The organism is Arthrobacter sp. B1805 (assembly GCF_002929745.1).
Classification (GTDB): domain Bacteria; phylum Actinomycetota; class Actinomycetes; order Actinomycetales; family Micrococcaceae; genus Arthrobacter_D.
In genome coordinates, this window is record NZ_PJIQ01000001.1 from 399,295 (window position 1) to 424,449 (window position 25,155).

A 25,155-nucleotide genomic window follows, 5' to 3' on the forward strand; every position below is an offset into this window, starting at 1 on the left:
GTCAGCGGGCCCCGAGCAGGTGCTCGATGAAGAGCTGCTGGAGCTTCACGAAACCGAAGCCCTTGCCGTTGAAGTAGGCGTCGGTGTCGAACTCCTCGTAGGAGGCGCGGTCGGCACGCAGTGCCTCGTAGCCCTCGCCCTCGTTCAGGGTCGGCTCATTGATCTCGGATACGCGTGATGCGGCGAGTGCGGCCTGGACCTCGGGGTCGGCGCGGAATGCTGCGGCACGTTCCTTGAGCAGCAGGTAGGTCTGCATGTTCGCTGCAGCCGAGTCCCAGACGCCGTCCATGTCCTCGGTGCGGCTCGGCTTGTAGTCGAAGTGGCGCGGGCCGTCGTAGGACGGGCCGCCGGCGGGGCCGCCGTTCTCGAGCAGGTCCACGAGCGAGAAAGCGTTCTGCAGGTCGCCGTGTCCGAAGACGAGGTCCTGGTCGAACTTGATGCTGCGCTGGCCGTTGAGGTCGATGTGGAACAGCTTGCCCTGGTACAGGGCCTGCGCGATGCCGTGCGTGAAGTTCAGCCCGGCCATCTGCTCGTGGCCGGTCTCGGGGTTGATGCCCACGAGCTCGGGACGTTCCAGCGTCTCGATGAAGGCCATCGCGTGCCCGAGGGTGGGCAGCAGGATGTCGCCGCGTGGTTCGTTGGGCTTGGGTTCGATCGCGAAGCGGATGTCGTAACCCTTGTCGGTGACGTAGTCGCCGAGCAGGTTGACGGCCTCGCGGTAACGCTCCAGTGCGCCGCGGATGTCCTTGGCGGCGTCGTACTCGCTGCCTTCGCGGCCGCCCCACATGACGAACGTCTTGGCGCCGAGCTCTGCCGCGAGGTCGATGTTGTCGAGGACCTTGCGGAGGGCGAAGCGGCGGACGCCGCGATCGTTGCTCGTGAAGCCGCCATCCTTGAAGACCGGGTGGCTGAAGAGGTTCGTCGTGACCATGGGAACGATCAGTCCGGTCGACTCCAGGGCGCCCTTGAGCCGGTCGATCTGCGCCTGGCGCTCGGTGGCGCTCGAACCGAAGGGGAAGAGGTCGTCGTCGTGGAAGGTGATTCCGTAGGCACCGAGGTCGCTGAGGCGGTTGACCGCTTCGACGACGTCGAGCGGCGCTCGGGTTGCGGAACCGAACTGGTCCTGGGCTTCCCAGCCCACCGTCCAGAGGCCGAAGGAGAATTTGTCGTCGCGGGTGGGCTCGATCGCCATTGAGTGCTCCAGGGGTGTGTGACCAATATGTTGTCCTAATAAACATATTGGGTTTACGCCCGAAGTCAAGCGGAAGTTGCCGGAGGCCGTATCAGCCGGCCGCCCGCACGCTCGCTCGGGTGACGAGGCGGGTGGACAGTTCGATCCGGGGGCTCTCGACGGCCTCGCCCCTGATCAGGCGTACAAGCGTCCGGGCTGCGAGCGTGCCCATCTCGGACAGGGGCTGCCGGACGGTCGTCAGCGGGGGAGACGCCCAGCCGGCTTCCGGCAGGTCGTCGAATCCGATCACGCTCAGGTCGTCCGGGATGCGTAGTCCCTGCTGCCGTGCCGCCTCGTAGACGCCGAGCGCCATCTGGTCACTTGCGGCGAAGATCGCGCTCGGACGGTCGCGGAGCGCGAGCAGTTCCGTTCCGGCGGAGAATCCCGACTCGTAGTCGAAATCGCCGCTGATGACGAGTGCCGGGTCGAAGCCGATGCCCGCGGCGTCGAGCCCTGCCCGGTAGCCGTCGAGGCGGGCGCGGCTGCACCAGAGCCCCGGCCGCCCGGCGACGAACCCGATCCGACGGTGGTTCTGCTGGATGAGATGCTCGGTGGCCGTGACCGCCCCGGTCCAGTTGGTGGCGCCGATCGTGGGTACCTCGAGGTCCGGAACTCCGGCGGGATCCACCACGACCACGGGTAGGTTCAGGCGCTGCAGTTCCGCGTGGAGGAACGAATCCAGGTCGGTGGTGACGAGGATGGCGCCATCACTCGTCCGGGCTCCCAGGTTGTCGAGCCACTTCCGCGTCGAGTCGGCGCTGCCGCGCCGGTGGATGGCTGACACGACGACGGACAGCCCGTCAGCGTTCAGCGCCTCCTCGACGCCCCGGATGATCTCGACGGCCCAGGGGCTGTCGAGGTCGTTGAACACGAGGTCGACCAGGCGTGACGGCGCCTGGGTTGCTCCACGGCGGCGGTAGCCGTACTCACGAAGCAGGTTCTCGATGCGTTCGCGCGTCGCGGGGGCGACATCGGAGCGACCGTTGAGCACGCGGGACACCGTGGGGACGGATACTCCGGCCGCCGAGGCGATGGCCGAGATCGTCACGGCTTGCTGGGTGTTCTCCTGCACGAATCCTCCTCGGGCACCCGAAGACGCTGGCGTACACCCCGGGGACATATTTCCGCCGCACCCTTGACCTCACCTGCGCGGTGTTCCTAACCTACAGCAACGGTATTTCCGGAAACTTCCGGAAACGTTCCGATCAAAGTATCGGACTGCCGCACCTCAGGTACCTCAAAGGAGAGCTCATGAAGGTTTACCAATCCATTGCCGCGGCAGTCCTGGCTTCGGCGATGATTTTTCCCACCGCGGTCCCCGCCTTCGCGGCACAGGACCAGAGATCCCAGGCACCGGGCATCCAGAAGCAGGACACCCTCCGGTGGGTCGCGCCGCAGGATCTCAAGATCGGAACGGCCGTTGCCGGCGGTGGCCACCACGAGACCCAGGGCTATCCCGCTCCGTTCCCGAATGACAAGGAATACCTGCGGCACCTCGCCGCGGAGTTCGACTCGGTGTCGCCCGAGAACCAGCTCAAGTGGGAGTTCGTGCACCCAGCCCGCGACGCCTACCGTTTCGCCGAGATGGACGCGATCGTCCAGTTCGCACAGGAGAACAAGCAGGTGGTTCGCGGACATACCCTCTTCTGGCACAGCCAGAACCCCGCATGGCTCGAGCAGGGCAATTTCTCGAAGGACGAACTGCGGGCGATCCTCAAGGAGCACATCCAGACCGTCGTGGGTCGGTACGCGGGCAAGATCCAGCAGTGGGATGTCGCCAACGAGATCTTCGACGACAGCGGAAAGCTGCGCACGACCGACAACATCTGGATCCGGGAACTCGGGCCCGAGATCATCGGCGATGCGTTCCGCTGGGCACATGAAGCCGACCCGCAGGCGAAACTGTTCTTCAACGACTACAACGTGGAGAGCCTGAACGCCAAGAGCGATGCCTACCTCGACCTCATCCCGAAGCTGCAGGCCCAGGGTGTTCCGGTCGACGGCTTCGCCGTCCAAGGGCACCTCAGCACCCAGTACGGGTTCCCTGCGGACCTCCAGGCGAACCTCCAGCGCTTCGACGACCTGGGGCTCGAGACGGCCATCACCGAGATCGACGTGCGCATGAGAGTGCCCGCCGGCACCCAGCCGACGGCAGCCCAGCTCGCTGAGCAGGCCTCGTACTACCAGCGTGCCCTCCAGGCGTGCGTGAACGTGGACGAGTGCAACTCCTTCACCATCTGGGGATTCACCGACAAGTACTCCTGGGTCCCGGTCTTCTTCGCGAATGAAGGTGAAGCGACGGTCATGTGGAACGACTTCACCCGCAAGCCGGCCTACTACGCGCTGCAGGACACCCTGGAGCAGGCATCCCCAGGCCGCGGTAACCGCTAGGAACGTGTAGCACCTCCCCCCACAAGAAGCACGGCGGCCCGTCCCCATCCCGGGGGCGGGCCGCAACGACAGGAGAATCATGAGACAACGACGTCTGATCGCGGGCGCCACGGCGTTCGGTTTGATGACCGGCGCCGGCGCGCTCGCGCTGCCGGCTGCCTCCGCCGACGAACCGGCGGTGCTGCTGACGGAAGATTTCGAGGATGGCGACTTCGGCCCGCTGAGCCAGAACGGTGGGTCCGCGCTGTCGATCGTCGATGCCGACGGCGACAAGGCCCTGCTGGTACAGGGCAGGGCGAACGACTACGACGGCTTCAAGACGCCGGCCAACCTCTTGCAGGCGGGAGGCAGCTACACCTTCTCCGCGCAGGTCAAGCTCTCGGCGGCAGCAGGCACGACGACGTCGGCCCGGTTCGTCGTGGAGCCCGCCTACACGTGGGTCGGCAACACCTCCGTCTCGGCGGACGCGTGGACGACTGTGACGGGAACCTTCAATGCCCCTGCCGGTGCCAGCCCTGCCGCGCTGCGGGCCTACCTCGGAACAGGAAATCTGAGTGCGCCCTATGACTACCTCGTGGACGACGTCGTGATCAGCGGTACGGGTGCACCTGCTGACGGCGGCGCCTGGCAGCCCACCCCCGATCCGGCCTTCGTTCCCGGCGGTGCGACCAATCCGACGACAACGCCCCTCGCAGCCGCTCGCGGCACGGGCAATGTCGCAGCCCTGACGTTCGACGACGGCCCGAACCCGGGTGAGACCACCGCCCTCCTCGACTTCCTGAAGGACAAGGGAATCACCGCGACGTTCTGCGTCATCGGACAGAACGTGACGGCACCGGGCGGCACCGAGTTGCTGCGCCGCATCGTCGCCGAGGGGCATACTCTCTGCAACCACGGTACGTCCTACGCGGACATGGGATCCTGGACGCAGGCGCAGGTCGAGGCCGATCTCAAGGAGAACCTCCGGATCATCCGGGCAGCCGCAGGTGATTCAGCGCTGCAGGTGCCGTACTTCCGGGCGCCGAACGGTAGCTGGGGTTCTACCGGCGAGGTGGCCTCCGCCCTCGGCATGCAGCCGCTGGGCCTCGGTAAGGTCATCTCCGACTGGGACGGCAACGATCTCAGCGAGGCGACCCTCACAGCCAACCTTCGCGAGGCCTTCAGCCCCGGCGCTGTGGTCCTAGCCCACGACGGCGGCGGCGACCGCTCGAACACCGTCAAGGCCGTGGCCACGGTCGTCACGGAGAAGATCGCGGAGGGCTGGACCTTCACGCTCCCTCAGGGGGGCGTGGCAGACGCGCCCGCCGGTGTCACCTCCGACTTCGAGACGGGTACCGACGGTTGGACTGCGCGTGGCGACGGCGTACAGATCGCTGCAAGCAGCGACGCCCACTCCGGCACCGGCAGCCTGCTCGTGACCAACCGTACCCAGCCCTGGCACGGCGCCGCCCTCGACGTGACCGTGGGCATGCCTGTCGGTACGGCGGTGGAGATCTCGGTATGGGCGAAGCTCGCACCGGGTCAGTCGCCGGCGTCGCTCAAGGTCTCCGTGCAGCGGGACAACGGCGGGGGAAGCGCGTACGACGGCGTCGCCGGTGCCGGTGCCTCGGTCACCGCGGACGGCTGGACACAGCTCAGGGGCACCTACACTCTCGGCGCTGCCGCGGACAAGGCGCAGGTGTACGTCGAAGGACCGGCCGGTGTCAGCTTCCTGCTGGACGACTTCAGCCTTGCCGCGATCGTCGAGAAGCCCATCCAGACCGACGTTCCCGGGCTGAAGGACGTCCTCGGCGCCGGGGGGATCGAGCACGTCGGTGTGGCCATCGACGCGCGGGAGACCGTCGGCACGGCCGCGGACCTGGTGCGCAAGCACTTCAACGCGTTCACACCCGAGAATGCCGGCAAGCCGGAGAGCGTGCAGCCTGTCGAGGGACAGTTCGCGTTCACGCAGCTCGACCAGCTGCTGGACTTCGCGGACGCCAACGATATCCAGGTGTACGGACACGTCCTTGCCTGGCACTCGCAGACCCCGGCCTGGTTCTTCAAGGACGGCACGCGGGATCTCACCAACAGTGCGGCAGATCAGGCGCTTCTCAAGGCCCGGATGGAAGCGCACATCAGGGGCATCGCGGACCACATCGACGCGCGCTACCCCAACGGGGACAGCCCCATCTGGGCGTGGGACGTCGTGAACGAGGTCATCGCCGACGGCGATACGGCCAACCCGCACGACATGCGCGACAGCCGCTGGTTCCAGGTCCTCGGCGAGGGATTCGTGGACGAGGCCTTCCGACTCGCCGACCGCTACTTCCCGAATGCAGCCCTGTTCATCAACGACTACAACACGGAGATGCCGGAGAAGCGCGCCGACTACCTCGAGCTGATCGGAGCACTCAAGGCCCGGAGCGTGCCCATCGACGGCGTCGGTCACCAGGCCCACGTCGACGTAGCGCGTCCGGTGCAGTGGCTCGAGGACTCCATCAAGGCCGTAGAGGCACTGGACCCGAAGCTCCTGCAGGCCATCACGGAGCTCGACGTGAACTCGTCCACTGAGAATCAGGGCGCCGATGTCAGCGGCGCTCCGGCGGACCCGTACAGTCCCGCATTCGAGGACGACGCCGACGCAGCTGCGGAGGTCGGCTACTACTACCGCGACCTCTTCGCGATGCTGCGGGAGCACAACGCGTCCGTCGATTCGGTCACCTTCTGGGGCATCAGCAACGCCCGGACATGGCTCCGCACCTGGCCGATGGCACGTCCCTGGGAGCAGCCGCTGCCTTTCGACGATGAGCTGCAGGTCACCCCGGCCTACTGGGGGATCGTCGACCCGAGCCGCCTGCCTGCCCGTCCGGCGGACGTGCTGCCGCCGCGGATCGCCGACCAGTCGGACATCCGGGCGGTGTCGAACGGTGCCAGCGGGGTCAAGGTGAACTACTCCCTGCCGTCCGCCATCGACACGCTCGACGGCCCCGTGCAGTTGACCTGCACGCCTGCCCCGGGCACGCGTTTCCCGGTCGGCACCACCACGGTGACGTGCACGGCGACGGACAGAGTGGGCAACACCCGCACCACGTCGTTCGACGTCATCGTGACCCGCAAGCAGGCCGGTAGGCCCTGACGGTCCGGGACTGACCAGCGATGTCGCACGAGTTCGTGAGGTTGCGGCTTCCATCCCATTCCGGCACCTCGACGAGTGGGGATGTTCGAACGTGCCCACTCCGAGTCGAGCGGGAGTGGAAGATTCGTCAGGCGTAGGCGCCGACCAGCCGCACTGATCCGCCGTCGACGCCCTTGGCGCCCTGCACGTAGTCCGGTCCGTCCGTGCTTCCGGTACCCGCGGCCTGCACCGTGCCCATTACCCACGAGGGGACACCAGCGGCATTCAGCTGGGCCAGCGCGGTGTCGGCACCCGCTGCTCCGACGATCGCCACCATTCCCACTCCGAGGTTGAGGGTGCGCTCGAGGTCCGGCAGGGGCACGTTGCCGAGCTGCGAGACGAGGGTGAAGATCGGGGGCAGGCCCCAGGTGGCACGGTCCACCGTTGCCTCCAGCCCGCGGGGAAGGACACGCGCGAGGTTCGCTGCGAGTCCACCGCCCGTGACGTGGCTGAAGCCGTGCACCTGGGCGGCGTCGTTCCGGGCCAGCGCGAGGCAGTCCGCGGCGTAGACGCGCGTGGGTTCCAGGAGCTCCTCACCGAGCGTCCGGCCCAGTTCGGATACCTGCCGGTCGAGGGCCCAGCCCGCCTGGTTGATGACGCGCCGCACGAGGGAGTAGCCGTTGGAGTGCAGGCCCGACGACGCCATCCCGATGACGACGTCGCCCGGGCGGACACGGTCGGGTCCGAGGACGCGATCGGCTTCGACGACACCCGTAGCAGCGCCGGCGACGTCGTACTCGTGCTCACCCAGCAGGCCCGGATGTTCGGCCGTCTCGCCACCGACCAGGGCGGTACCGGCCGCCGAGCAGCCTGCCGCGATGCCGCGGACGATGTCGGCGATCCGCTCGGGGACCACCTTCCCGCACGCGATGTAGTCCGTCATGAAGAGCGGCTCCGCACCGACCACCACGATGTCGTCCACGACCATCCCCACGAGGTCGAAACCGATGGTGTCGTGGATGTCCATGGCCTGCGCGATGGCGACTTTGGTGCCCACTCCGTCGGTGGACGTCGCGAGGAGCGGCCGCGTGTACGTCAGGAGGCGGGAGACGTCGAAGAGACCCGCGAAGCCGCCGACCCCACCGATGACCTGCTCCCCGTGCGTCGCGCGGACGGCATCCTTCATGAGCTCGACGGCGCGGTCACCCGCTTCGACGTCCACTCCTGCACTGGCATAGGTGATGGGATTGGACATCTGGTCCTCGAGGCTCATACCCGCTCTTTCTTGTCTTCGTCAGTCAGTACGGCTTCGAACTCGGCGTCCGGTCCGGGGTCGCATCCCGTGGCGCCGGATTTGTCGGCCGGGTTGGAGCGCTCCAGCAGGTTCTTGCCGAGGCGGTCGTCGTCGGGCAGTTCGATCGGGTAGCTCCCGGTGAAGCACGCGGTGCACAGGCGCTCGCGCGGTTGCTGGGTCGCGTCGATCATGCCGTCCTCGGAGATGTACGCGAGGCTGTCGGCTCCGATGGACGTGCTGATCTCGTCGATCGCAGCGCCGTTGGCGATGAGTTCGGCGCGGGAGGCGAAGTCGATGCCGTAGAAGCATGGCCAGCGCACGGGCGGCGAGGAGATCTTGACGTGGACCTCGGCTGCGCCGGCTTCGCGCAGCATCCGGACGACGGCTCGCTGCGTGTTGCCGCGGACGATCGAATCGTCGACGACGATGATGCGCTTGCCGCGGATGACGGACTCGAGGGCGTTCAGTTTGAGCCGGATGCCGAGCTGGCGCAGGGTCTGGCTGGGCTGGATGAACGTCCGGCCCACGTAGGCGTTCTTGACGAAGCCGTGGGCGAACGGGATACCCGATTGTTCCGCGAAGCCGACGGCGGCCGGCGTGCCGGATTCGGGGACGGGGATCACGATGTCCGCCTGCGCCGAGTTCTCGCGGGCCAGCTGGCGGCCCATCTCGACGCGGGACTCGTAGACCGAGCGGCCGGCGATCGCGGCGTCCGGCCGGGCGAGGTACACGTACTCGAAGACGCAGCCGGCGGCGGTCGGAGTGGCGAAGCGGCTGCTGCGCACGCCGTCCTCGTCAATCGCGATGAACTCGCCGGGCTCGATCTCGCGGATGTAGCTCGCGCCCACGGTCGCGAGGGCGGCCTGCTCGGAGGCAACCACCCAGCCGCGCTCGAGGCGGCCGAGGACGAGGGGACGGACTCCATAGGCGTCGCGGGCGGCATAGAGGGTTCCTTCGTCCATGAAGACGAAGCAGAAGGCACCGCGGATGCTGGGTAGGAGCTCCATGGCCGTCTCCTCCAGCGAGCGGCCGTCATTGCCGGCGAGGAGTGCGGTGACGAGTGCGGTGTCCGTCGTGTTGCCCTGGGCCAGCTCCCCGGAGCGGGGTTTGCCATGCCGGGCGAGGACCATGTCGTAGAGCTCGGCGGAGTTGGTCAGGTTGCCGTTGTGCGCCAGGGCGACGGTTCCGGCCGCGGTTGCACCGAGCGTGGGCTGTGCGTTGGCCCAGTGCGAGGATCCGGTGGTGGAGTAGCGGCAGTGACCGACGGCGATGTGCCCGGTCAGGGTGTTGAGTGTCGCCTCGTCGAAGACCTGGGATACAAGGCCCATGTCCTTGTAGACGTTGATGCGCCGGCCGTCGCTCGTCGCGATGCCTGCGGACTCCTGGCCGCGGTGCTGCAACGCGTACAGCCCGTAGTAGGTGAGCTTGGCCACCTCCTCGCCGGGCGCCCAGACGCCGAAAACACCGCAGGCATCCTGTGGTCCTTTTTCGCCGGGAAGTAGATCATGGGAGAGTTGTCCGTCGCCGCGCACCATGGGCCCATTCTCTCACGGCGGGCAATGCCGCCCTCGCGGGAGGGAAGCCGGCGTCGTGCCGACGCGGGAGCCGGCGCTGGGTCTCAGGCGGCGTCGTCGTCGTACGTGCGTTCCGCCCGGGCCCGCTCCGCCTTCCTCACGCTCCGCCGGTCGAAGATCAGCACGAGCAGCGCCGCGAGCAGCAGGCCCGGGATGGCGAAGGCCACGGTGAAGAAACCGAGGATGGACTCGCGGGTGAGCGTGGGATCGGCCGGGCCGGTATAGGCGACCACGAGTGCTCCGAGGAAACCGAGGATCGCGCCGATCGCCATGAAGGGCACGAACTTTGGCGCTCTCCGGACGGTCACCTCGCGGTAGGCGGGAGCCTCGGCGACGGGAGCGGCGCCGGGAGCCTCCGCGACGGAAGCGGCGTCGACCTCGGGGACCGACGCCGGAGCAACACCGCGGTCGGCGGGTGCGGGCTGCCGGTCCGCAGGCACCGCGCCGCGCGTGTCAGGCTGCTCGGGAGTGCTGTTCGGCGAGTGCTGCTCGGAGGTCATGGTTTAAGGCTACCGGGCATCAGCGTTGCCGCTCGACGAGCTGGTAACCCGCTTCGCTGAAGACGAGCGCGTAGTCTGTGCCGGCGTACCGCTCCTCGGCGTGGGCCTCGGCGTCGCTCGGCCGGACCGGTCCCCAGCTCCAGTCATCGGCGTCCACGATGAGATAGTCCGGCGGCGGATTGGCGTTCCCGAGCCAGTACACGCGGGTGTCCGGGACGAGGTAGGCCATCAGCACCACGCCGCTCTCGACGCTGGATTCCTCGGGAATGAGGTCCATCATGCGGTGGGCGGCGTCCCAGCGCTCGGACTGCCGGTACGTCTCCGGCTCGAGGAGCACGCCGAACTTCTGGGTTGGCAGCAGGACGAGGCAGCCGACGACGGCGGCGGGAACGCCCACGACTGCGGTGCTGCGCAGCCAGTCGCGGCGGCTTCTCCGAAGAGCGTGCACGCCGTCCACCAGTGCGAGGAAGAGCGCCGGCATCAGGACGGCGCTGTAGTGCCACTCCGGTCCCCAGTACCCCTCCTGGCCCGAGGCGAATCGCCACAGCAGGGTCGGCAACAGGACCAGGGTGAGTGAGGAGCGGAGGAACAGGAATCCGCCGGCCAGGAGGAGCAGCAGGAGGGTCTGGTGCTTCGCCGTGCCGGATGCGAGGTCGACGAGGGCACCGACGGGATCCGCGATCATCGCACTGACGTCGATGCGGTCGGAGTAGTCGTACTGCCCGCCGGCGTTCAACGCCGGCAGGATCAGCCGCACGGAGATGATCAGCCACAGCGCACCCCAGACGGCCAGCCAGAGACCGACGGCGGTGCGAAGCCGCAACGCGATGACCAGGCCGAGCGCGATGACGGTGAGCCCGAGGTCCTCCTTGACGAACACGAGCAGCCCGCCCCACAGGACGGCGGGCAGGGCTCGACGCCGGAGGACCGCTTCGAGGCTCAGCGCCAGGATCGGCACGGCGAACGCGATCTCGTGGAACTGCGCGGCAACCGCCGACTGCAGTCCCCAGGACAGGGCATAGGCGGCGCCGACGGCGACCCCGGCCGGCGTGCCGATGAGCCGGATGCCGACCCGGCTCACGACGGCGACCGACAGGCCGAAGAGGAGGTTCTGCACGATCAGGATGGTCAGGCCTGACGGCGCGACGGCGTACGCCGGTCCCAGCAGCACGAGCAGCGGGTGGAAGTGGTCGCCGAGCAGGTTGAAGCCCTCGCCCTTGATGGGCACGATCGGGGTGGCGAGGTCGGCATAGGCCTTGGCGAGTTGCGTGAAGATGCCCAGGTCCCAGGAGGGCGAACTCAACCTGTGCCAGTGCGTGACGGAGAAGACGGAATACAGGACGGCAGCCAGGAGGCCGGTCAGCCAGGCGCCGGGGGGCTGGCGGCGCACCGCCGCGACAGTGGCTGCCCAGCCTGCGGAGACCGTGTTCCTCGTAGGAGCACCGGCGCTCACGCGGGGCGCCCGAAGAGGGGCAGCCAGTCGCTCAGGTCGGCACGCAGTCCCGAGGCAGCGACCTTTCCGGCAGCGACGGCGTCGGACCAGGTTGTGGAGCCGGTGACGAGGGCGAGCCAGGTGGCGGCATCGGTCTCCACGACGTTGGCCGGAGTGCCGCGCGTGTGGCGTGGGCCTTCCACGCACTGGGTGACGCCGAAGGGCGGCACCCGTACCTCGACGCTGTTGCCGGGCGCCAGTTCGGCGAGTTCCTCGAGCGTGAAGCGCACCGCGGTCGCCAGCTCGGAACGCCCGGCCGAGCCTGCCGCCACCAGGTCCAGAGCGTGGTGGCCGTCCTCGCGTGGAATACGTCGCCGTGCCATGGTTCTGCCGCTCCTAGTCGAGCAGTGCCATGATCGGGGCGGCGAGGCGGAGGCTGCCGACGGCGCGGCCGCCGCCGAGGACCGGGGGAACGACTTTCTCCAGTACGGGCCCGACCTTGTCGGCATCGATCGCGCCGGATGCGGCGAACAGCGTCAGGCCGACGAGCGTGGCCGCCCGGGCATTGCCGTCCAGGACCTTCAGGGCGAGGGATGCGCCGGTCCGGGCAGCGAGCACGAGGACTCCCTCGGCACCGCTCTTCGCGATGACCCCCAGGTCCTCCATGACCACGGAGTTCTCCCTCCCGTTGCCGTGCACGGCCCACGGGTAGTCGAGCATCGCGGTGGCGATCGTCGCCGCGCGCGCGTCGGCGTGCTTGTCCGACGGCGCCTTGGCGATCTTGCCGATGCCGCGCGCAAGGCCCGTGAGGGACACGGCGGCTACCGGGGCGCCACAGCCGTCCACGCCCCACGCGGCCACGGGCTCTCCCGTGTACTCCTCGATGACCGACGCCACCGAACGCTGGAGGGGATGCGTGGGCTCGAGGTAGGTCGCCGTGTCCCATCCGTTCTCCGTGCAGGCCCAGAGGAAGGCGGCGTGCTTGCCCGAGCAGTTGAAGGCGATGCGCTGCTTGCCCTTGCCGCTGCGCACGAGCTCGTTGCGCGCGTCCTCGTCCTGGGGCCAGTCCGCCGGGCACTGGAGGTCGTTCTCCGTGACACCCGCGGCATCGAGCATGCTGCGGACCACGGCCATGTGCTCGTTGCTGGCGACGTGGCTGGCCGCCGCGAGGGCCACCTGGGGGCCCCGCAGCGGCACGCCGGCCTTCATGCTGGCGAGTGCCTGGAAGGGCTTGAGCGTGGAGCGGGGGAAGATCGGGCTGGCGATGTCTCCGAGTTCTGTCACGACCGAGCCGTCTGCGGCGAGGACGACGGCAGAACCCACGTGGCGGGACTCGATGAAGCCGTTGCGTTCGAGGACGGCGAAGTCCACGGCATCAGCCGTAGTGAAGGTGGAGGGCATGGTTCCAGTATTCCCTATCCGTCTCCGTGGAACCGATGACGCCCCCGGGGCAACTGCGCCCACCGGAGAGGACGGTCATCCGGTGGGCGCAGGTCCTGGAGATCTCCGCGGGGATGCTGCTGCTTCACCTACTTCACCGTGAACTGCACCGACTGCCAGCCCGACGCGCCGTTGGGGACCGTGTCGGCCCGCTCGTCCGTCTGGAGGCCGTCGACAGCGTCCGTCGCCCGTGCCCTCACCGTGTGGAGGCCGGGCTCCAGGGTGAGCTCGTGCGACCACTGGCGCCAGGTGTCCACCGATGCTTCGGCCGCGAGTGTCACCGCTTCCCAGTCCCCGCCGTCCACCGAGACCTCTACCTTCGTGATGCCCCGCTGCTGGGACCAGGCCACGCCGCCGATCATGACCGGTCCGGCGTCGAGCGACGCGAAGGATTGCGGAACCTCGACGCGGGCCATCGTCTTGATGGGTCCCATCTCGGACCAGCCGCGATCGGTCCAGTACGCCTTCCTGTCCGCGAACCGCGTGACCTCCAGGTCGACGACCCATTTGGTGGCGGAGACGTAGCCGAAGAACCCCGGCACCACCATGCGGACGGGGAAACCGTGCTCCACCGGCAGCGGTTCGTCGTTCATGGCGATGGCGAGGATGGCGTCGCGGTCGTCCTGCAGCACGGGAAGGGGAGTCGAGGCGCTGAAGCCGTCGGAGCTCGTGGAGAGGACCATGTCGGCGCCGTCGAGCGGTTTGGCACGGGCCAGCACCTCCCGCAACGGGTAGCCCAACCACTTCGCGTTGCCTGCGAGGTAGCCACCGACGGGATTGGAGACGCACGTCAGCGTGATGTGCCGCTCGATGAGATCGGCGTCGAGAAGATCCTGGAATGACAACTCGAATTCCTCCTCCACCATGCCGTGGACGCGGAGCACCCAGTCGTCCGTGGTGAGCTGGGGAACGCTGAGCGCGGTGTCGATGCGGTAGAACTCGCTGTTCGGGGTGACGAAGGGTGTCACGCCCGCAACGGGAGACTGGACTCCGGCGGGTAACGCCGGCGCTGGACTGGCGGGCGAGGGGAACTGGAGGCTGTCCCGCACCGCCGCGATGTTGTTGCGGGCGCCGGCCAGCAGTCGCCCGCCCCCTGCTGCTGCCACGGCAACGACGGCGGTGATTCCCGCCGCTGCGAAGAACCCGCGGCGGGAGGTGGTGCCGGTCGTTCCCGTCGCCGCAGCCGCGGCCCGTGCGCTGACCGGGGTGCCGTCGACGTGCCGGGCGGACGGGGTGCGGGACGGGGTGCGGGACGCAGCGCGGAACCGTGGTCGCGCCATGGCGACACCGGCGGGATCGGAACCGTCCGTCGTGACCCCGGTGGTGGGAGAACCCGAGGGGCCGGCGACGGCGGCGTGGCGCAGGCGAGCGGTCAGCCAGCGAAGGGCAAGGAGCCCGGCGGCCGTGCCGACGACGGTGGGGATCGCGTCGGGGAGGGATGCCCCCGCGCGGGTGAGGACGCACGCCACGATGATCGAACCCATCAGGAGCACTCCCGCGACCCCGAGGATCCAGCGCTTCATCGCCACGATGCCAAGGATCGCGGCGAGGATCGCGATGGTGACAGCCATCCCGACCAGCAGCGCCAGCTTGTCGTTGGTACCGAACGTCCGGATCGCGAAATCTTTCATCCAGGGTGGTGTGAAGTCGATGAACGTCGAACCCATCGCGATGACCGGGGTCGCACTGGCGCGGAAGAAGGCGCCGACGAGCTCGGCGATACCGAGCACCACGCCGGCGGAGAGGACCCCTGCGAGGGCGGCAAGGAGGGTGATGCCGCGGCGGGGCTTGATGGAGTTGCTCATGCGAGGTATTCGGAGAGGGACGCCGGCAGTATGGGTACCGAGGCCCTCACGAGGACGCACACTGTGTCGCCCTGAGTGCCTCCAGTACGCTGTCCTACTGTGAAGGTACTTGTGCTGGGCCCCGGAGGCCGCGAACACGCCATCGTCCGGGCCCTGGTGGCCGACCCGTTCGTGCGGGAGGTCCATGCGGCACCCGGCAATGCCGGAATCGCTGAGGACGTCCCGATCCACGACGTCGACGCGAACGATCCCGCCGTCGTCACCGACCTCGCGCGCAGCCTCGCTGCCGACCTCGTGGTCATCGGGCCGGAAGCGCCGCTCGCGGCCGGTGTCGCCGATGCACTGCTCGACGCAGGCATCCCCGTCTTCGGTCCCACGAGGGCAGCAGCCCAGCTCGAGGCGTCCAAGGCCTTCGCGAAGCAGGTCATGGCGGCAGCCAGCGTCCCGACAGCCATGGCACGCGTCGCCACCACGGACGAGGAGGCGAACGAGGCGCTGTGCACCTTCGGAGCCCCCTACGTGGTGAAGGACGACGGACTGGCCGCGGGCAAGGGTGTGGTCGTGACGGACGATCTCGACGCTGCACTGGCCCATGCGTCGGCGTGCTTCCAGGCCGGGGGCAGTGTGGTCATCGAGGAGTACCTCGACGGTCCCGAAGTATCCCTCTTCGTGCTCTCGGACGGACGCACGGTGGTCCCGCTGGCGCCCGCACAGGACTTCAAGCGCATCCACGACGGCGACCAGGGACCGAACACCGGCGGAATGGGCGCGTACTCACCGCTCGAGTGGGTTCCCGCGAGTTTGGTGGACGAGGTCATCGAGCGTGTGGCGCAACCCGTCATCGACGAGATGGCCCATCGCGGAACCCCCTTCGCCGGTGTCCTCTACGTGGGCCTCGCCCTGACCACGCGCGGGGTGCGCGTCATCGAATTCAACGCGCGGTTCGGCGACCCGGAGACGCAGGCCGTGCTGGCCCGCCTGACGACGCCGCTCGGGGGCGTGCTGCTCGCCGCAGCCAAGGGAACCCTCGACCAGATCGACCAGCTCAACTGGTCGCCGAAAACGGCGGTCGCCGTCGTGCTGGCGTCCGAGAACTATCCGGACGCTCCCGCCACAGGGCGCCGCATCCGCGGACTGAAGAAGGCCGCGAAGGTGGCGGGCGCCCAGGTCCTCCACGCAGGCACTGCTTCCCGCGACGGCAAGGTGGTCAGTGCGGGCGGCCGGGTGCTCGCTGTTGTCGGTCTCGGCGATTCACTCCAGGACGCGCGGTCCACCGCCTACGAGAGCCTCTCCCACATCGAGCTCGAGGGTGGGCAGTTCCGCACCGACATCGCCCTCAAGGCCTCACGCGCCGAGGTCACGGTCACCGGCCCCGCAGCGGCGACGGCATGAGCGTCTTCGCGCCCGCGCACCCCGAACTGCCCGGCTGGCGGCATGTCTATTCAGGCAAGGTCCGTGACCTGTACGAGCCGGAGGACGGGACCGACGACGTCGTGCTCGTGGTCGCCAGTGACCGCATCAGCGCCTACGACCACGTCCTGTCGACAGCTATCCCCGACAAGGGACGCGTCCTGACGCAGCTCAGCCTGTGGTGGTTCGAGCGGCTCGAGGGCATTCCCAACCACGTGATCGCCTCCGACGTCGCCGGAGGTGTGCCCGCCGAGGTCGAGGGCCGGGCCATGATCTGCCGGAAGCTCGTCATGTACCCGATCGAATGCATCGCCCGCGGCTACCTCACCGGCAGCGGCCTGCTGGAGTACCAGGCGTCCCGGACCGTGTGCTCCCTGCCGCTGCCGGAGGGGCTCGTGGACGGATGGCGTCTGGAACCCGCGCTCTTCACGCCGTCGGCCAAGGCGGAGGTGGGCGAGCACGACGAGAACATCACGTACGACGCCGTCGTCATGACGGTGGGCGATGACGCCGCCGCGCAGCTCCGGTCGCTCACGCTCGACATCTACACCAGGGCCGAGGCCATCGCGCGGGAGCGGGGGATCATCCTCGCCGATACCAAGGTGGAATTCGGGCTCGATCCCGTCTCGGGCCGAATCACCCTCGGGGACGAAGTGCTGACGCCCGACTCGTCACGCTTCTGGGACGCAGCGCTCTACGCGCCCGGGCAGGCGCAGCCCTCCTTCGACAAGCAGTTCGTCCGGGACTGGCTGACCTCCGATGCCTCGGGCTGGGACCGCCGGTCGGAACCCCCTGCGCTGCCCGACGACGTCGTCGAGCGTACGCGCTCCCGCTACATCGAGGCCTACGAACGGCTGACGGGCCGCACCTTCGTCTGATCGCCGCTGGTGCCGGGTTCGCCCGGTCACCGTGCCGGACCAGGACCGAGTTCGAAAGATGAAGGCCCGCCGGCAGATGCCGGCGGGCCTTTCCTCACTGGTCGGGGTGACAGGATTTGAACCTGCGACCTCGTCGTCCCGAACGACGCGCGCTACCAAGCTGCGCCACACCCCGATGTCGCGTCCGTAAGGCCAAGCCTCCCGATCGGCAACTGTCCAAGAATAGCCGAGGATCAGCGGCGAGGAAAACCGGGCGGAACCATTCCGCGGGCCATCAGACCAGGGAGTCCTTCCACGCGGCGTGCAGGGTCGCGAACCGGCCCGTACCGGCGATCAGCTCGGCCGGCGTGCCGTCCTCCACGACGTGGCCGTCATGCACCACCAGTACGCGGTCGGCGATCGCCACGGTGGACAACCGGTGCGCGATGATCAGGGCCGTCCTCTTGCCCAGCAGCTTCTGCAACCCCTCCTGCACGAGGCGTTCGCTCGGGATGTCGAGCGAGGACGTCGCCTCGTCGAGGATGAGCACGGCCGGGTCGGCCAGGAACGCACGGGCGAAGCTGATGAGCTGCCGCTGACCCGCGGAGACCCGACCACCGCGCTTGTTGACGTCCGTGTCGAAGCCTTCGGGAAGCTCGAGGATGAACTGCTCCGCGCCGACCGCGCGGGCCGCAGCGACAATCTCCTCACGGCTCGCGTCGGGCTTTCCCAGGGCGATGTTGTCCGCCACTGAGCCGCTGAAGAGGAAGGCCTCCTGCGTGACCATGACGACCGCGCGCCTCAGGTCGGTCGATGCGAGGTCCCGGAGGTCCACGCCGTCGAGCGTCAGCCTGCCCTCGGACACGTCGTAGAAGCGGGCGATGAGCTTTGCGAGGGTGGATTTCCCGGCGCCCGTCTGTCCCACGAGCGCGACGGTCTGCCCCGCCTGGATGGACAGGTTCATCGTCGGCAGCACCACGGGCCCGCTGCCGTAGCGGAATGCGACGTCGTGGAACTCGATGGCACCGTGTGGGCTGGGCAGGGATACCGGGTTCTTCGGCGGCCGGACGGTGGGCACCTCCTCGAGCAGGCCGGAGACCTTCTCGAGCGCAGCGGAGGCGGACTGGAAGGAGTTGTAGAACATCGCCATCTGGTCCACGGGCTGGAAAAAGCGCTTGCTGTAGAGGATCAGGGCGAGGAGGGCTCCCACTTCGAGCGTGCCTCCGAGCACCCTGAACCCGCCGAACACGAGCACGACGGCGACCGTCACGTTGCCGATCAGCACGAGACCGGGCTGGAAGACGCCGTTCAGGTTGATCGAGCGGACCGTCACCCTGCGGTAGTCCTCCGCGAGCTCGTCGTAGCGCTCCGCGTTCACTGCCTCCCGCCGGAAGGCCTTCACGGCGCGGATGCCGGTCATGGTCTCGATGAAGTGGACGATCAGCTTCGCCGACACCACGCGCGACTCGCGGTACGCGATCTGGGAGTGTTTCTGGTACCAGCGCGCCAGGAAGAACATGGGTACTGCCGCGGCCAGGATCAGGAAGCCGGTGCGCCAGTCGAGCGCGAAGATGGTGGCCGCCGTGAAGAGCATGAAGACAGCTCCGGAGGCAAGGGAGCTGACGCCGGAATCCAGGAGCTCCCGCAGCGCCTCGAGATCCGAGGTCTGCCGGGAGATGATGCGCCCGGACGTGTACTTCTCGTGGAATTCGAGGCTCAGCCGCTGCGTGTGCCTGAAGACCCGCACGCGGAGGTCCAGTAGCATCGCCTGGCTGAGCTGGGCCGTCGCCCGGACATATCCCGCCGTCAGGACCGAGGCGAGCACGGCTGCCAGCAGGTAGGTGCCACCGGCGAACCACAGCAGAAGCGGATCCCCCGCGATCAGTGCGGGAAGCGCGCGGTCGATCCCGAAAGCGATGATGGCGGGCCCCGCGACCCGGGCAGCCTGCGAGATGACCACGAGCACCACCGTCCAGATGAACTGCCGGCGGTTCGGGCGGATGAGGGAGCCGAGCAGCCGGAAGGACCTCGAGCGGACCGACCTGCTCTGCGCGCGGTCGAGGAGGACATCGTCCTCGTTCAGGACCCCGGCGGACGTGGGGCCCTGAGCGTTCCTGGCGTTTCTGGCGCTCTTCGGGCCGTCCCCCGGTGCTGCGGTGGTACGGCTCATGCCAACGCCTCCTCGTCGTCGTGCACGGATTGCTCGGCGCGACCGAGCTGCGCGATCTCCTCGTCATCCAGGCTGGCGATGACGTAGCGGTAGTGGTCGCTGCGGGCCAGCAGTTCGGAGTGCGTTCCCACGTCCGTGATGCGGCCTTCCTGCAGGAGTGCCACGCGGTCGGCCAGGGCGACGGTGGAAGGACGGTGCGCCACGATGAGCGTCGTCGTCGAGCTCAGGACCGCACGGAGCCCCTCTTCCACGCGTTCCTCCGTGGCGACATCGAGTGCCGAGAGCGGATCATCCAGCACCAGCACCGTGGGACGCGCCGCGATCGCACGTGCCAGTGCGATCCGCTGGCGCTGGCCACCGGACAGGCTGAGGCCTTCCTCTCCGATGAGGGTGTCGAGACCTTCGGGCAGGGAGTAGGCGAACTGCGCCTGCGCGACCTCGATCGCCTCCGCAAGGACCCTGTCTGCGGCCGAGCCGACGGCGTCGGAGCCCATGAGGACGTTGTCCCGCACCGAGCTGGAGAAGAGGGTGGTGTCTTCGAAGGCCACGGCGACGAGCGTCCTCAGCTCGTCGAGGCTGAGAGCGCGGAGGTCCACCCCGTCGATGCTGATGCTGCCCCCCGTGACGTCGTGTAGGCGTGGGACCAGCTGGAGGAGCGTGCTCTTGCCGCATCCCGTGACGCCGACCAGTGCCATCGTCTCGCCCGCCCGTAGCTGGAGGTCGATGCCGTCGAGGACGTCATCGCTGTCGTCCTGCGCATCCGGGTACCGGAAGTGCACGTCGCGGAACACGACATCACCGCGCGGTGCCTCGAGGTGGACGGGCTCCGCCGGGTCGGTGATGGTGTTCTCCGACTCCATGACCTCGTAGTGCCTGTCGATGGCGGTCTTCGCCGTGAAGGTCATGGCGAGGAGCGGACCGATGAATTCCACGGGCCCGGCCACCGCGGCCGCCGTCGCGAAGAAGGCCACCAGCGCCCCGATGGAGACGTCACCGCTGGCCGCCAGTGTCACGCCGACGACGAGCGAGGCGCCGAGCGCGAGCTCGGGGAGCAGGGTGACGACCATGGAGAAGTTGGCGAGCGACTTCGCCTTGAAGATCTCGGTCCGACGGAGCTCCTCCGCCTGCTCCTCGAAGTCCTCCAGCGCCTCGCCGCTCCGACCGAAGGCCTTCAGGACGAGGATCCCGTGCACGGACTCCTCGACCGTCGTGGCGAGGTCTCCGGCCTGGTCCTGGCTCTTGCGCGATACCCGGCTGTAGGACGTACGGAAGCGGTAGCCGTAGATCATCAGTGGAACGGCGGCCGCGACGAAGATCAAGGCGAGGGCCCAACTGGTCATGAACATGACGATCACGCCCATCACCACGGTCAGCGAAGTGACCACCAGCATGATGAGGCCGAATGCCATCCAGCGCCGCATCAGGTTGAGGTCGCTCATGGCGCGCGAGAGGAGTTGCCCGCTGCCCCACCGATCGTGGAACTCGACGGTCAGGTTCTGCAGATGGCGGTAGAAGGACGTGCGCATCCTCGTCTCCACGGTCGTTGCCGGGGCGATGACGAACTGGCGGCGTAGTGCTACGAACGTCGCCTCGAGGACTCCGAGCAGCAGGACGACGCCGGATGCGATCCAGACAGTGCGGGCGGAGGCGCCTTCGGCGAGGGCGTCATTGATGAGGACGCGCAGCACCTGGGGGATGGCGAGGGCCATGACGCTCGCTCCGAGGGCGCACAGCAGACCCAGGACGAGCCGGGGAATGATGGGTTTGACATGCGGGTAGAGCCGTCCGAGCGATTCCCACAGCGTGGTCTGGTTCTTCATGCCAACTCTTCGGTCATCGATAGTTGTTGGTGTCCCTCAGCAACCATTCTAGGTCAGGGCGCTGCACAGCAGATCACGATGTGCAGGACCCGAAGAAGCCAGGAAGTGCTGGCTACCGCGCGCTTCGGGGAGTAAGCGTCAGCAGCACGGCTTCCGGGCGGCAGGCAAGCCGGAACGGTGCGAAACGGGAGGTTCCGATGCCGGCCGACACGTTCAGTGGCACGGTCCGACCGTTCGCCTCCCACTGGGTCAGGCCGCGCGCGCGCCAGGTCGGGAGGTCGCAGTTGCTGACCAGCGCACCGTAGCCAGGGACGCACACCTGTCCGCCGTGCGTATGGCCGGCGAGGATCAGGTCCGCTCCACCGTCGGTGAAGTAGTCGAGGACGCGCTGGTAGGGGGCGTGTGCGACGGCGACCTTGATGTGCGGCGCCTCCGCCGAGGTGCTGCTGCCCGGAGGGTAGGGAGTGTAGCGGTCCCGGTCGAGATGGGGATCGTCCACCCCGGTGAAGTCGATGCGGATGTTCTTGAACCCCATCGACTGCGACCTGTTGGTCAGGTCCACCCAGCCGGCAGAACCGAACGCACTGAACATCTCCGCCCAGGGCAGGTCCTCGGGTGTCGACTCCTTCGGTGCGATCGACGGACCTGCGAAGTACCGCAGGGGATTCTTCAGCATCGGGGCGTAGTAGTCGTTCGAGCCCGGTACGAAGACACCGGGAACCTGCAGGAGGGGCTCGAGCGCCTCGAGCAACGGGCCCAATCCCTTCCTGGAACTGAGGTTGTCGCCCGTGTTGACCACGAGGTCGGGCTTCAGCCCGGCCAGGCTGTGGAGCCAGTCGGACTTCGACTTCTGGCCGGGCACCATGTGGATGTCCGAGAGGTGCAGGACCCGCAGGTCAGCGGCACCCTCCGGAAGGATCGGAAGGGTCTCTTCACGTACCTGGTAGAGCGTGCGCTCGACAGCCGAGGCGTAGGCGAGGGTTGCGGCGGCGGCAGTCAGGGTGAGACCTGCCGCCCAGCCGAGCGGTGCCCCGCTCCGGGATGTCTGAGTCGGTGTCACGCTAGTCGTTCCCTCCGCCGTTGTCGGTGCCGTTGCCGGCGTCTCCTCCAGTGTTACCACCGGTCTCACTCTCGGTGCCACTGTCGGTGCCAGTACCGGGGTTGGTACCGGTGCCAGTACCGGGGTTGATGGTGGTCCCGGTGTTGGTCCCGGTGTTGGTCCCGGTGTTCGAGCCGGGGGCGATCGGGAAGGCCGGACGGAGCGGGTTGACGGGTGTAGTGCTGCGCTGCGTGCCGTTCAGCATGGCGGGAGGCGGTGCAGCGAAGGGAGTCCCCACGTACAGGCCGGGAATCTGCTGCATGAAGCGCGCCCAGGAAGGTGCCGCGATGAGGGAACCGTCGATCTCCGGGTAGACCTGGCCGCCGATCTGCAGCCCACCGAGGGAGCTGCCCTCGCCCTCGCCCTGCCAGTTACCGACCCAGCTCGCCGTGACCATGTCCGAGTTGTAGCCCATGAACCAGGTCTGCGATCGGGCATCGTTCGTGCCGGTCTTGCCGGCCATCGGGATCCCTCCGTACTGGAGTGTCGAACCCGATCCGATCCGCATGACCTCCTGCGTGGCTGCATTGACGCCCCGTGCGACCTCCTTGGAGATGGTCTGCTTGCAGGAGGGAGCAGGAACGGGGTAGCTGGTTCCGTCGACCGCGGTGACCTCCGTGATCGCCCGCGGCTCGCATACCGTCCCCTCGTTGGCGAATCCACCGAAGGCCTTCGCCATGGACATCGGAGCGGCGGCTACACCGCCACCGATGAGGGCCGGGGGGTTGATGGACGGGGCCGCGAGGGAGCCGTCGCTGCTGCTCGCTTCGTGGACGCCCATCTCGTAGGCGATGTCACGGATGCGGCACAGATCGAGCTGCTTCGCAGTGGCCATCGTGATGGTGTTCAGCGACTGCGCGAGACCGTACAGGACGGTGTTGGTGCCGTAGTTCTCGTCCCCGTAGTTCTGGGGCGTGTAGCCCTCGAGCTCCGGGGTGTTGATGACGTAATTGCCGCCCTCGACGCAGCTTGCACGCCAGCGGTCCCCCTCCGGGTAGGTCCGCTTGCGTCCGTCCACCTGCTGATTGAGAGCCTTGCCGGCCTCCACCCACGCGGCGACCGTGAAGGGTTTGTAGGTTGAACCGGGCTGGAAACCGCCGCCGCCACCGAGGCTCTTGCTGGGGTCGCCATTCGCGTACTGGTCGACGTTGAAGTTCAGGACCGTGTTCCCCTGGGCTACCTCCGGGTTGTAGCGCGTGTTCTGGGCCATCGACAGGATGTTCCCGGTCTTCGGGTCCAGGCTGAGCATCGTGTGGCCGACGGCGCCGTCCGTGGTGTCCGGGTTGGCCGTCTCGTTGACGGCCGTCTGCGCTGCGGCCTGGACACGGGGGTCGAGGGTCGTCCTGATCGTCAGTCCCGAGCGCTCGAGCACCTTCCTGCGGTCCGCCTCCGTCTCTCCGTAGGCGGGATCGTTCAGGATGAGGTGCGAGACATAGTCGCAGAAGTACGGGGCCTGAGCTGCGCCGACGCACCCGCTCAGTGTCGGCGTGACGACGAGGCCCAGGTCTGTGGCGATGGCGGCGTCGTGCTCCTCCTGCGTGATCTTCCCGCGCGTCAGCATGGCATCGATGACCAGGTTCCGACGCTGCAGCGCGCGCTCCGGGTTGTCCGTCGGGCTGTAGTACGTCGGTCCGTTCACGACGCCGGCGAGCAACGCGCTCTGCTGGATGTTGAGGTCCTTCGCGTCCACGTTGAAGAAGTACTTCGAGGCCGCCTGGACGCCGTAGCTCGTGCCGCTGAACTGCACGATGTTCAGGTAGCCCTCGAGGATCTCGTCCTTCGAGAGCTCCTTCTCGACCGCGATCGCGAGCTTCATCTCGCGCAGCTTGTCGCCGACCGACTTGCCGCCGCCGTTCAGGGTGACCTGCCCGCCGTTCTGCCGCGCCGAGTCGTTCAGGACGTTGGTCACGAACTGCTGCGTGAGGGTCGAGGCGCCACGTTGTGTCCCGCTGGAGACGTTGCTGGCGATCGCACCGAAGATGCCTTCGAGGTCCACGCCGCCGTGCTCGTAGAAGCGGTAGTCCTCGATGGCTATCAGGGCGTCCTTCATGAACGGCGACACCTGGTCGAGCGTCACCGGCTGCCGGTTCTCCTCGTAGAGAGTCGCGATGAGCGAACCGTCCGCGGCCAGGATATTGGTCGGCTGCGCGAGCGCCTCACGCTCCAGTTCGGCCGGCAGTTCCTCGAAGAACTGGATCGAGGCGGATGCCCCGGTCCCGGCAGCCGCGGCCACGGGAACGAGGAGGCCTGCGGCGAGCACGCCGGCGAGTCCACTGATTCCGAGGAACGCAATGATCTTGCCGAGGGTGGTTGCCGTGTCGAAGAGGGGTGATTTGCGCGCAGCCATTATTCCAGTTTACAAGCAAGCGCTAGGCTTTCCCCATGACGAAATGGGAGTACTCGACGATTCCGCTCATCATCCACGCCACGAAGCAGATCCTCGACCAGTGGGGCGATGACGGCTGGGAGCTCGTGCAGGTGGTTCCCGGTCCGGACGGCAATGGTCTCGTCGCCTACCTCAAGAGGGAGAAGAGCTAGCAGTGTCTGCTGGAAACACAGCGGTTTCGGCGGTCGAGACGCGTCTCGCAGGTCTCGGCATCACCCTGCCGGACGTAGCTCCGCCGGTAGCCGCCTACGTTCCCGCCGTCGTCACGGGCTCCTACGTGTACACCTCCGGCCAGCTGCCCTTTATTGAGGGCAAACTCCCAGTTTCGGGCAAGGTAGGGGCACCCGGAGGCGGAATCGACGCCGGGACCGCGACCTCGCTGGCCGCAACGTGCGCCGTCAACGCCCTCGCTGCGATCAAGAGCCAGATCGGCGATCTCGACCGCATCACACGCATCGTGAAGGTCGTGGGCTACGTCGCGTCCGACCCTTCGTTCACCGGCCAGCCCGGCGTCATCAACGGCGCATCGGAGCTGCTCGGCGCCGTCCTCGGCGACGCAGGCGTCCACGCCCGCTCTGCCGTCGGCGTATCCGTCCTTCCACTCGACTCGCCCGTCGAGGTCGAGGTCATCGCGGAGTTCGTCTAAGCC

Annotated in this window: 19 protein-coding genes and 1 tRNA gene; 6 read left to right on the top strand and 14 right to left on the bottom strand. The window is 67.9% G+C overall.

The annotated features are described in order from the left end of the window. Position 1: 1 nt before the first annotated feature. Together xylA and CXQ96_RS02015 are read right to left on the bottom strand one after the other, a co-directional pair. Positions 2 to 1,192 (bottom strand): xylose isomerase, encoded by a 1,191-nt coding sequence (xylA, locus tag CXQ96_RS02010; RefSeq protein ID WP_104116336.1) that lies wholly within the window; start codon positions 1,190 to 1,192, stop codon positions 2 to 4. A 91-nt stretch (positions 1,193 to 1,283) separates the two neighbouring features. Beyond that, positions 1,284 to 2,303 (bottom strand): LacI family DNA-binding transcriptional regulator, encoded by a 1,020-nt coding sequence (locus tag CXQ96_RS02015; RefSeq protein ID WP_219816065.1) that lies wholly within the window; start codon positions 2,301 to 2,303, stop codon positions 1,284 to 1,286. Between the two features lie 179 nt (positions 2,304 to 2,482). On the opposite strand from CXQ96_RS02015, the gene CXQ96_RS02020 reads away from it, so the two are divergent. Both CXQ96_RS02020 and CXQ96_RS02025 read left to right on the top strand, forming a co-directional pair. After that, positions 2,483 to 3,622: an endo-1,4-beta-xylanase gene (locus CXQ96_RS02020; protein ID WP_104116338.1), complete on the top strand. Its 1,140-nt coding sequence runs from the start codon at positions 2,483 to 2,485 to the stop codon at positions 3,620 to 3,622. A gap of 79 nt (positions 3,623 to 3,701) precedes the next feature. Further along, positions 3,702 to 6,740, top strand: coding sequence for an endo-1,4-beta-xylanase (locus CXQ96_RS02025; protein WP_104116339.1), 3,039 nt, complete (start codon positions 3,702 to 3,704; stop codon positions 6,738 to 6,740). A gap of 127 nt (positions 6,741 to 6,867) precedes the next feature. Here CXQ96_RS02025 and purM read toward each other — a convergent pair whose 3' ends face one another. The 7 genes from purM to CXQ96_RS02060 all read right to left on the bottom strand — a co-directional run bounded on the left by purM (position 6,868) and on the right by CXQ96_RS02060 (position 14,764). Then, entirely contained in the window at positions 6,868 to 7,992 is a 1,125-nt protein-coding gene (gene purM / locus CXQ96_RS02030) for a phosphoribosylformylglycinamidine cyclo-ligase (RefSeq protein ID WP_104116340.1), read from the bottom strand. After that, a complete protein-coding gene (gene purF, locus CXQ96_RS02035; protein ID WP_104116341.1) occupies positions 7,989 to 9,548 on the bottom strand; it encodes an amidophosphoribosyltransferase in 1,560 nt (519 codons plus the stop codon). The genes purM and purF overlap by 4 nt, the downstream gene beginning before the upstream one ends. An 83-nt stretch (positions 9,549 to 9,631) precedes the next feature. Beyond that, a complete protein-coding gene (locus CXQ96_RS18755; protein ID WP_258058734.1) occupies positions 9,632 to 10,087 on the bottom strand; it encodes a hypothetical protein in 456 nt (151 codons plus the stop codon). A gap of 19 nt (positions 10,088 to 10,106) precedes the next feature. After that, positions 10,107 to 11,540: a DUF2079 domain-containing protein gene (locus CXQ96_RS02045; RefSeq protein ID WP_181036328.1), complete on the bottom strand. Its 1,434-nt coding sequence runs from the start codon at positions 11,538 to 11,540 to the stop codon at positions 10,107 to 10,109. Then, positions 11,537 to 11,902: a sterol carrier family protein gene (locus CXQ96_RS02050; RefSeq protein WP_104116343.1), complete on the bottom strand. Its 366-nt coding sequence runs from the start codon at positions 11,900 to 11,902 to the stop codon at positions 11,537 to 11,539. Before CXQ96_RS02050 ends, CXQ96_RS02045 begins: the two co-directional genes overlap by 4 nt. Before the next feature lie 13 nt (positions 11,903 to 11,915). After that, complete coding sequence (locus tag CXQ96_RS02055; RefSeq protein ID WP_104116344.1) at positions 11,916 to 12,920, bottom strand: asparaginase; 1,005 nt, start codon at positions 12,918 to 12,920, stop codon at positions 11,916 to 11,918. A 128-nt stretch (positions 12,921 to 13,048) separates the two neighbouring features. Beyond that, positions 13,049 to 14,764: a molybdopterin-dependent oxidoreductase gene (locus tag CXQ96_RS02060; RefSeq protein ID WP_104116345.1), complete on the bottom strand. Its 1,716-nt coding sequence runs from the start codon at positions 14,762 to 14,764 to the stop codon at positions 13,049 to 13,051. 99 nt (positions 14,765 to 14,863) lie between these two features. Here CXQ96_RS02060 and purD point away from each other — a divergent pair, with 99 nt between their 5' ends. Beyond that, positions 14,864 to 16,156 (top strand): phosphoribosylamine--glycine ligase, encoded by a 1,293-nt coding sequence (purD, locus tag CXQ96_RS02065; RefSeq protein ID WP_104116346.1) that lies wholly within the window; start codon positions 14,864 to 14,866, stop codon positions 16,154 to 16,156. Continuing rightward, positions 16,153 to 17,052, top strand: a complete 900-nt coding sequence (locus CXQ96_RS02070) for a phosphoribosylaminoimidazolesuccinocarboxamide synthase (protein ID WP_104116347.1) — start codon at positions 16,153 to 16,155, stop codon at positions 17,050 to 17,052. Before purD ends, CXQ96_RS02070 begins: the two co-directional genes overlap by 4 nt. A 98-nt stretch (positions 17,053 to 17,150) precedes the next feature. Here the strand turns inward: CXQ96_RS02070 and CXQ96_RS02075 are convergent. The 5 genes from CXQ96_RS02075 to CXQ96_RS02095 all read right to left on the bottom strand — a co-directional run bounded on the left by CXQ96_RS02075 (position 17,151) and on the right by CXQ96_RS02095 (position 24,467). Beyond that, positions 17,151 to 17,227: transfer RNA gene (locus tag CXQ96_RS02075), tRNA-Pro, on the bottom strand. A gap of 99 nt (positions 17,228 to 17,326) precedes the next feature. Beyond that, complete coding sequence (locus CXQ96_RS02080; RefSeq protein WP_104116348.1) at positions 17,327 to 19,201, bottom strand: ABC transporter ATP-binding protein; 1,875 nt, start codon at positions 19,199 to 19,201, stop codon at positions 17,327 to 17,329. Continuing rightward, a complete protein-coding gene (locus CXQ96_RS02085) occupies positions 19,198 to 21,021 on the bottom strand; it encodes an ABC transporter ATP-binding protein (RefSeq protein WP_104116349.1) in 1,824 nt (607 codons plus the stop codon). Before CXQ96_RS02085 ends, CXQ96_RS02080 begins: the two co-directional genes overlap by 4 nt. Before the next feature lie 112 nt (positions 21,022 to 21,133). Further along, on the bottom strand, positions 21,134 to 22,021 hold the full coding sequence (locus CXQ96_RS02090; RefSeq protein WP_258058772.1) for a metallophosphoesterase: 888 nt from the start codon (positions 22,019 to 22,021) through the stop codon (positions 21,134 to 21,136). 61 nt (positions 22,022 to 22,082) lie between these two features. Beyond that, on the bottom strand, positions 22,083 to 24,467 hold the full coding sequence (locus tag CXQ96_RS02095) for a transglycosylase domain-containing protein (RefSeq protein WP_104116351.1): 2,385 nt from the start codon (positions 24,465 to 24,467) through the stop codon (positions 22,083 to 22,085). Between the two features lie 35 nt (positions 24,468 to 24,502). On the opposite strand from CXQ96_RS02095, the gene CXQ96_RS18000 reads away from it, so the two are divergent. After that, entirely contained in the window at positions 24,503 to 24,658 is a 156-nt protein-coding gene (locus tag CXQ96_RS18000; protein ID WP_137370103.1) for a DUF4177 domain-containing protein, read from the top strand. A 2-nt stretch (positions 24,659 to 24,660) separates the two neighbouring features. Further along, positions 24,661 to 25,152: a RidA family protein gene (locus tag CXQ96_RS02100; RefSeq protein ID WP_104116352.1), complete on the top strand. Its 492-nt coding sequence runs from the start codon at positions 24,661 to 24,663 to the stop codon at positions 25,150 to 25,152. The last annotated feature ends 3 nt before the right edge of the window (positions 25,153 to 25,155 follow it).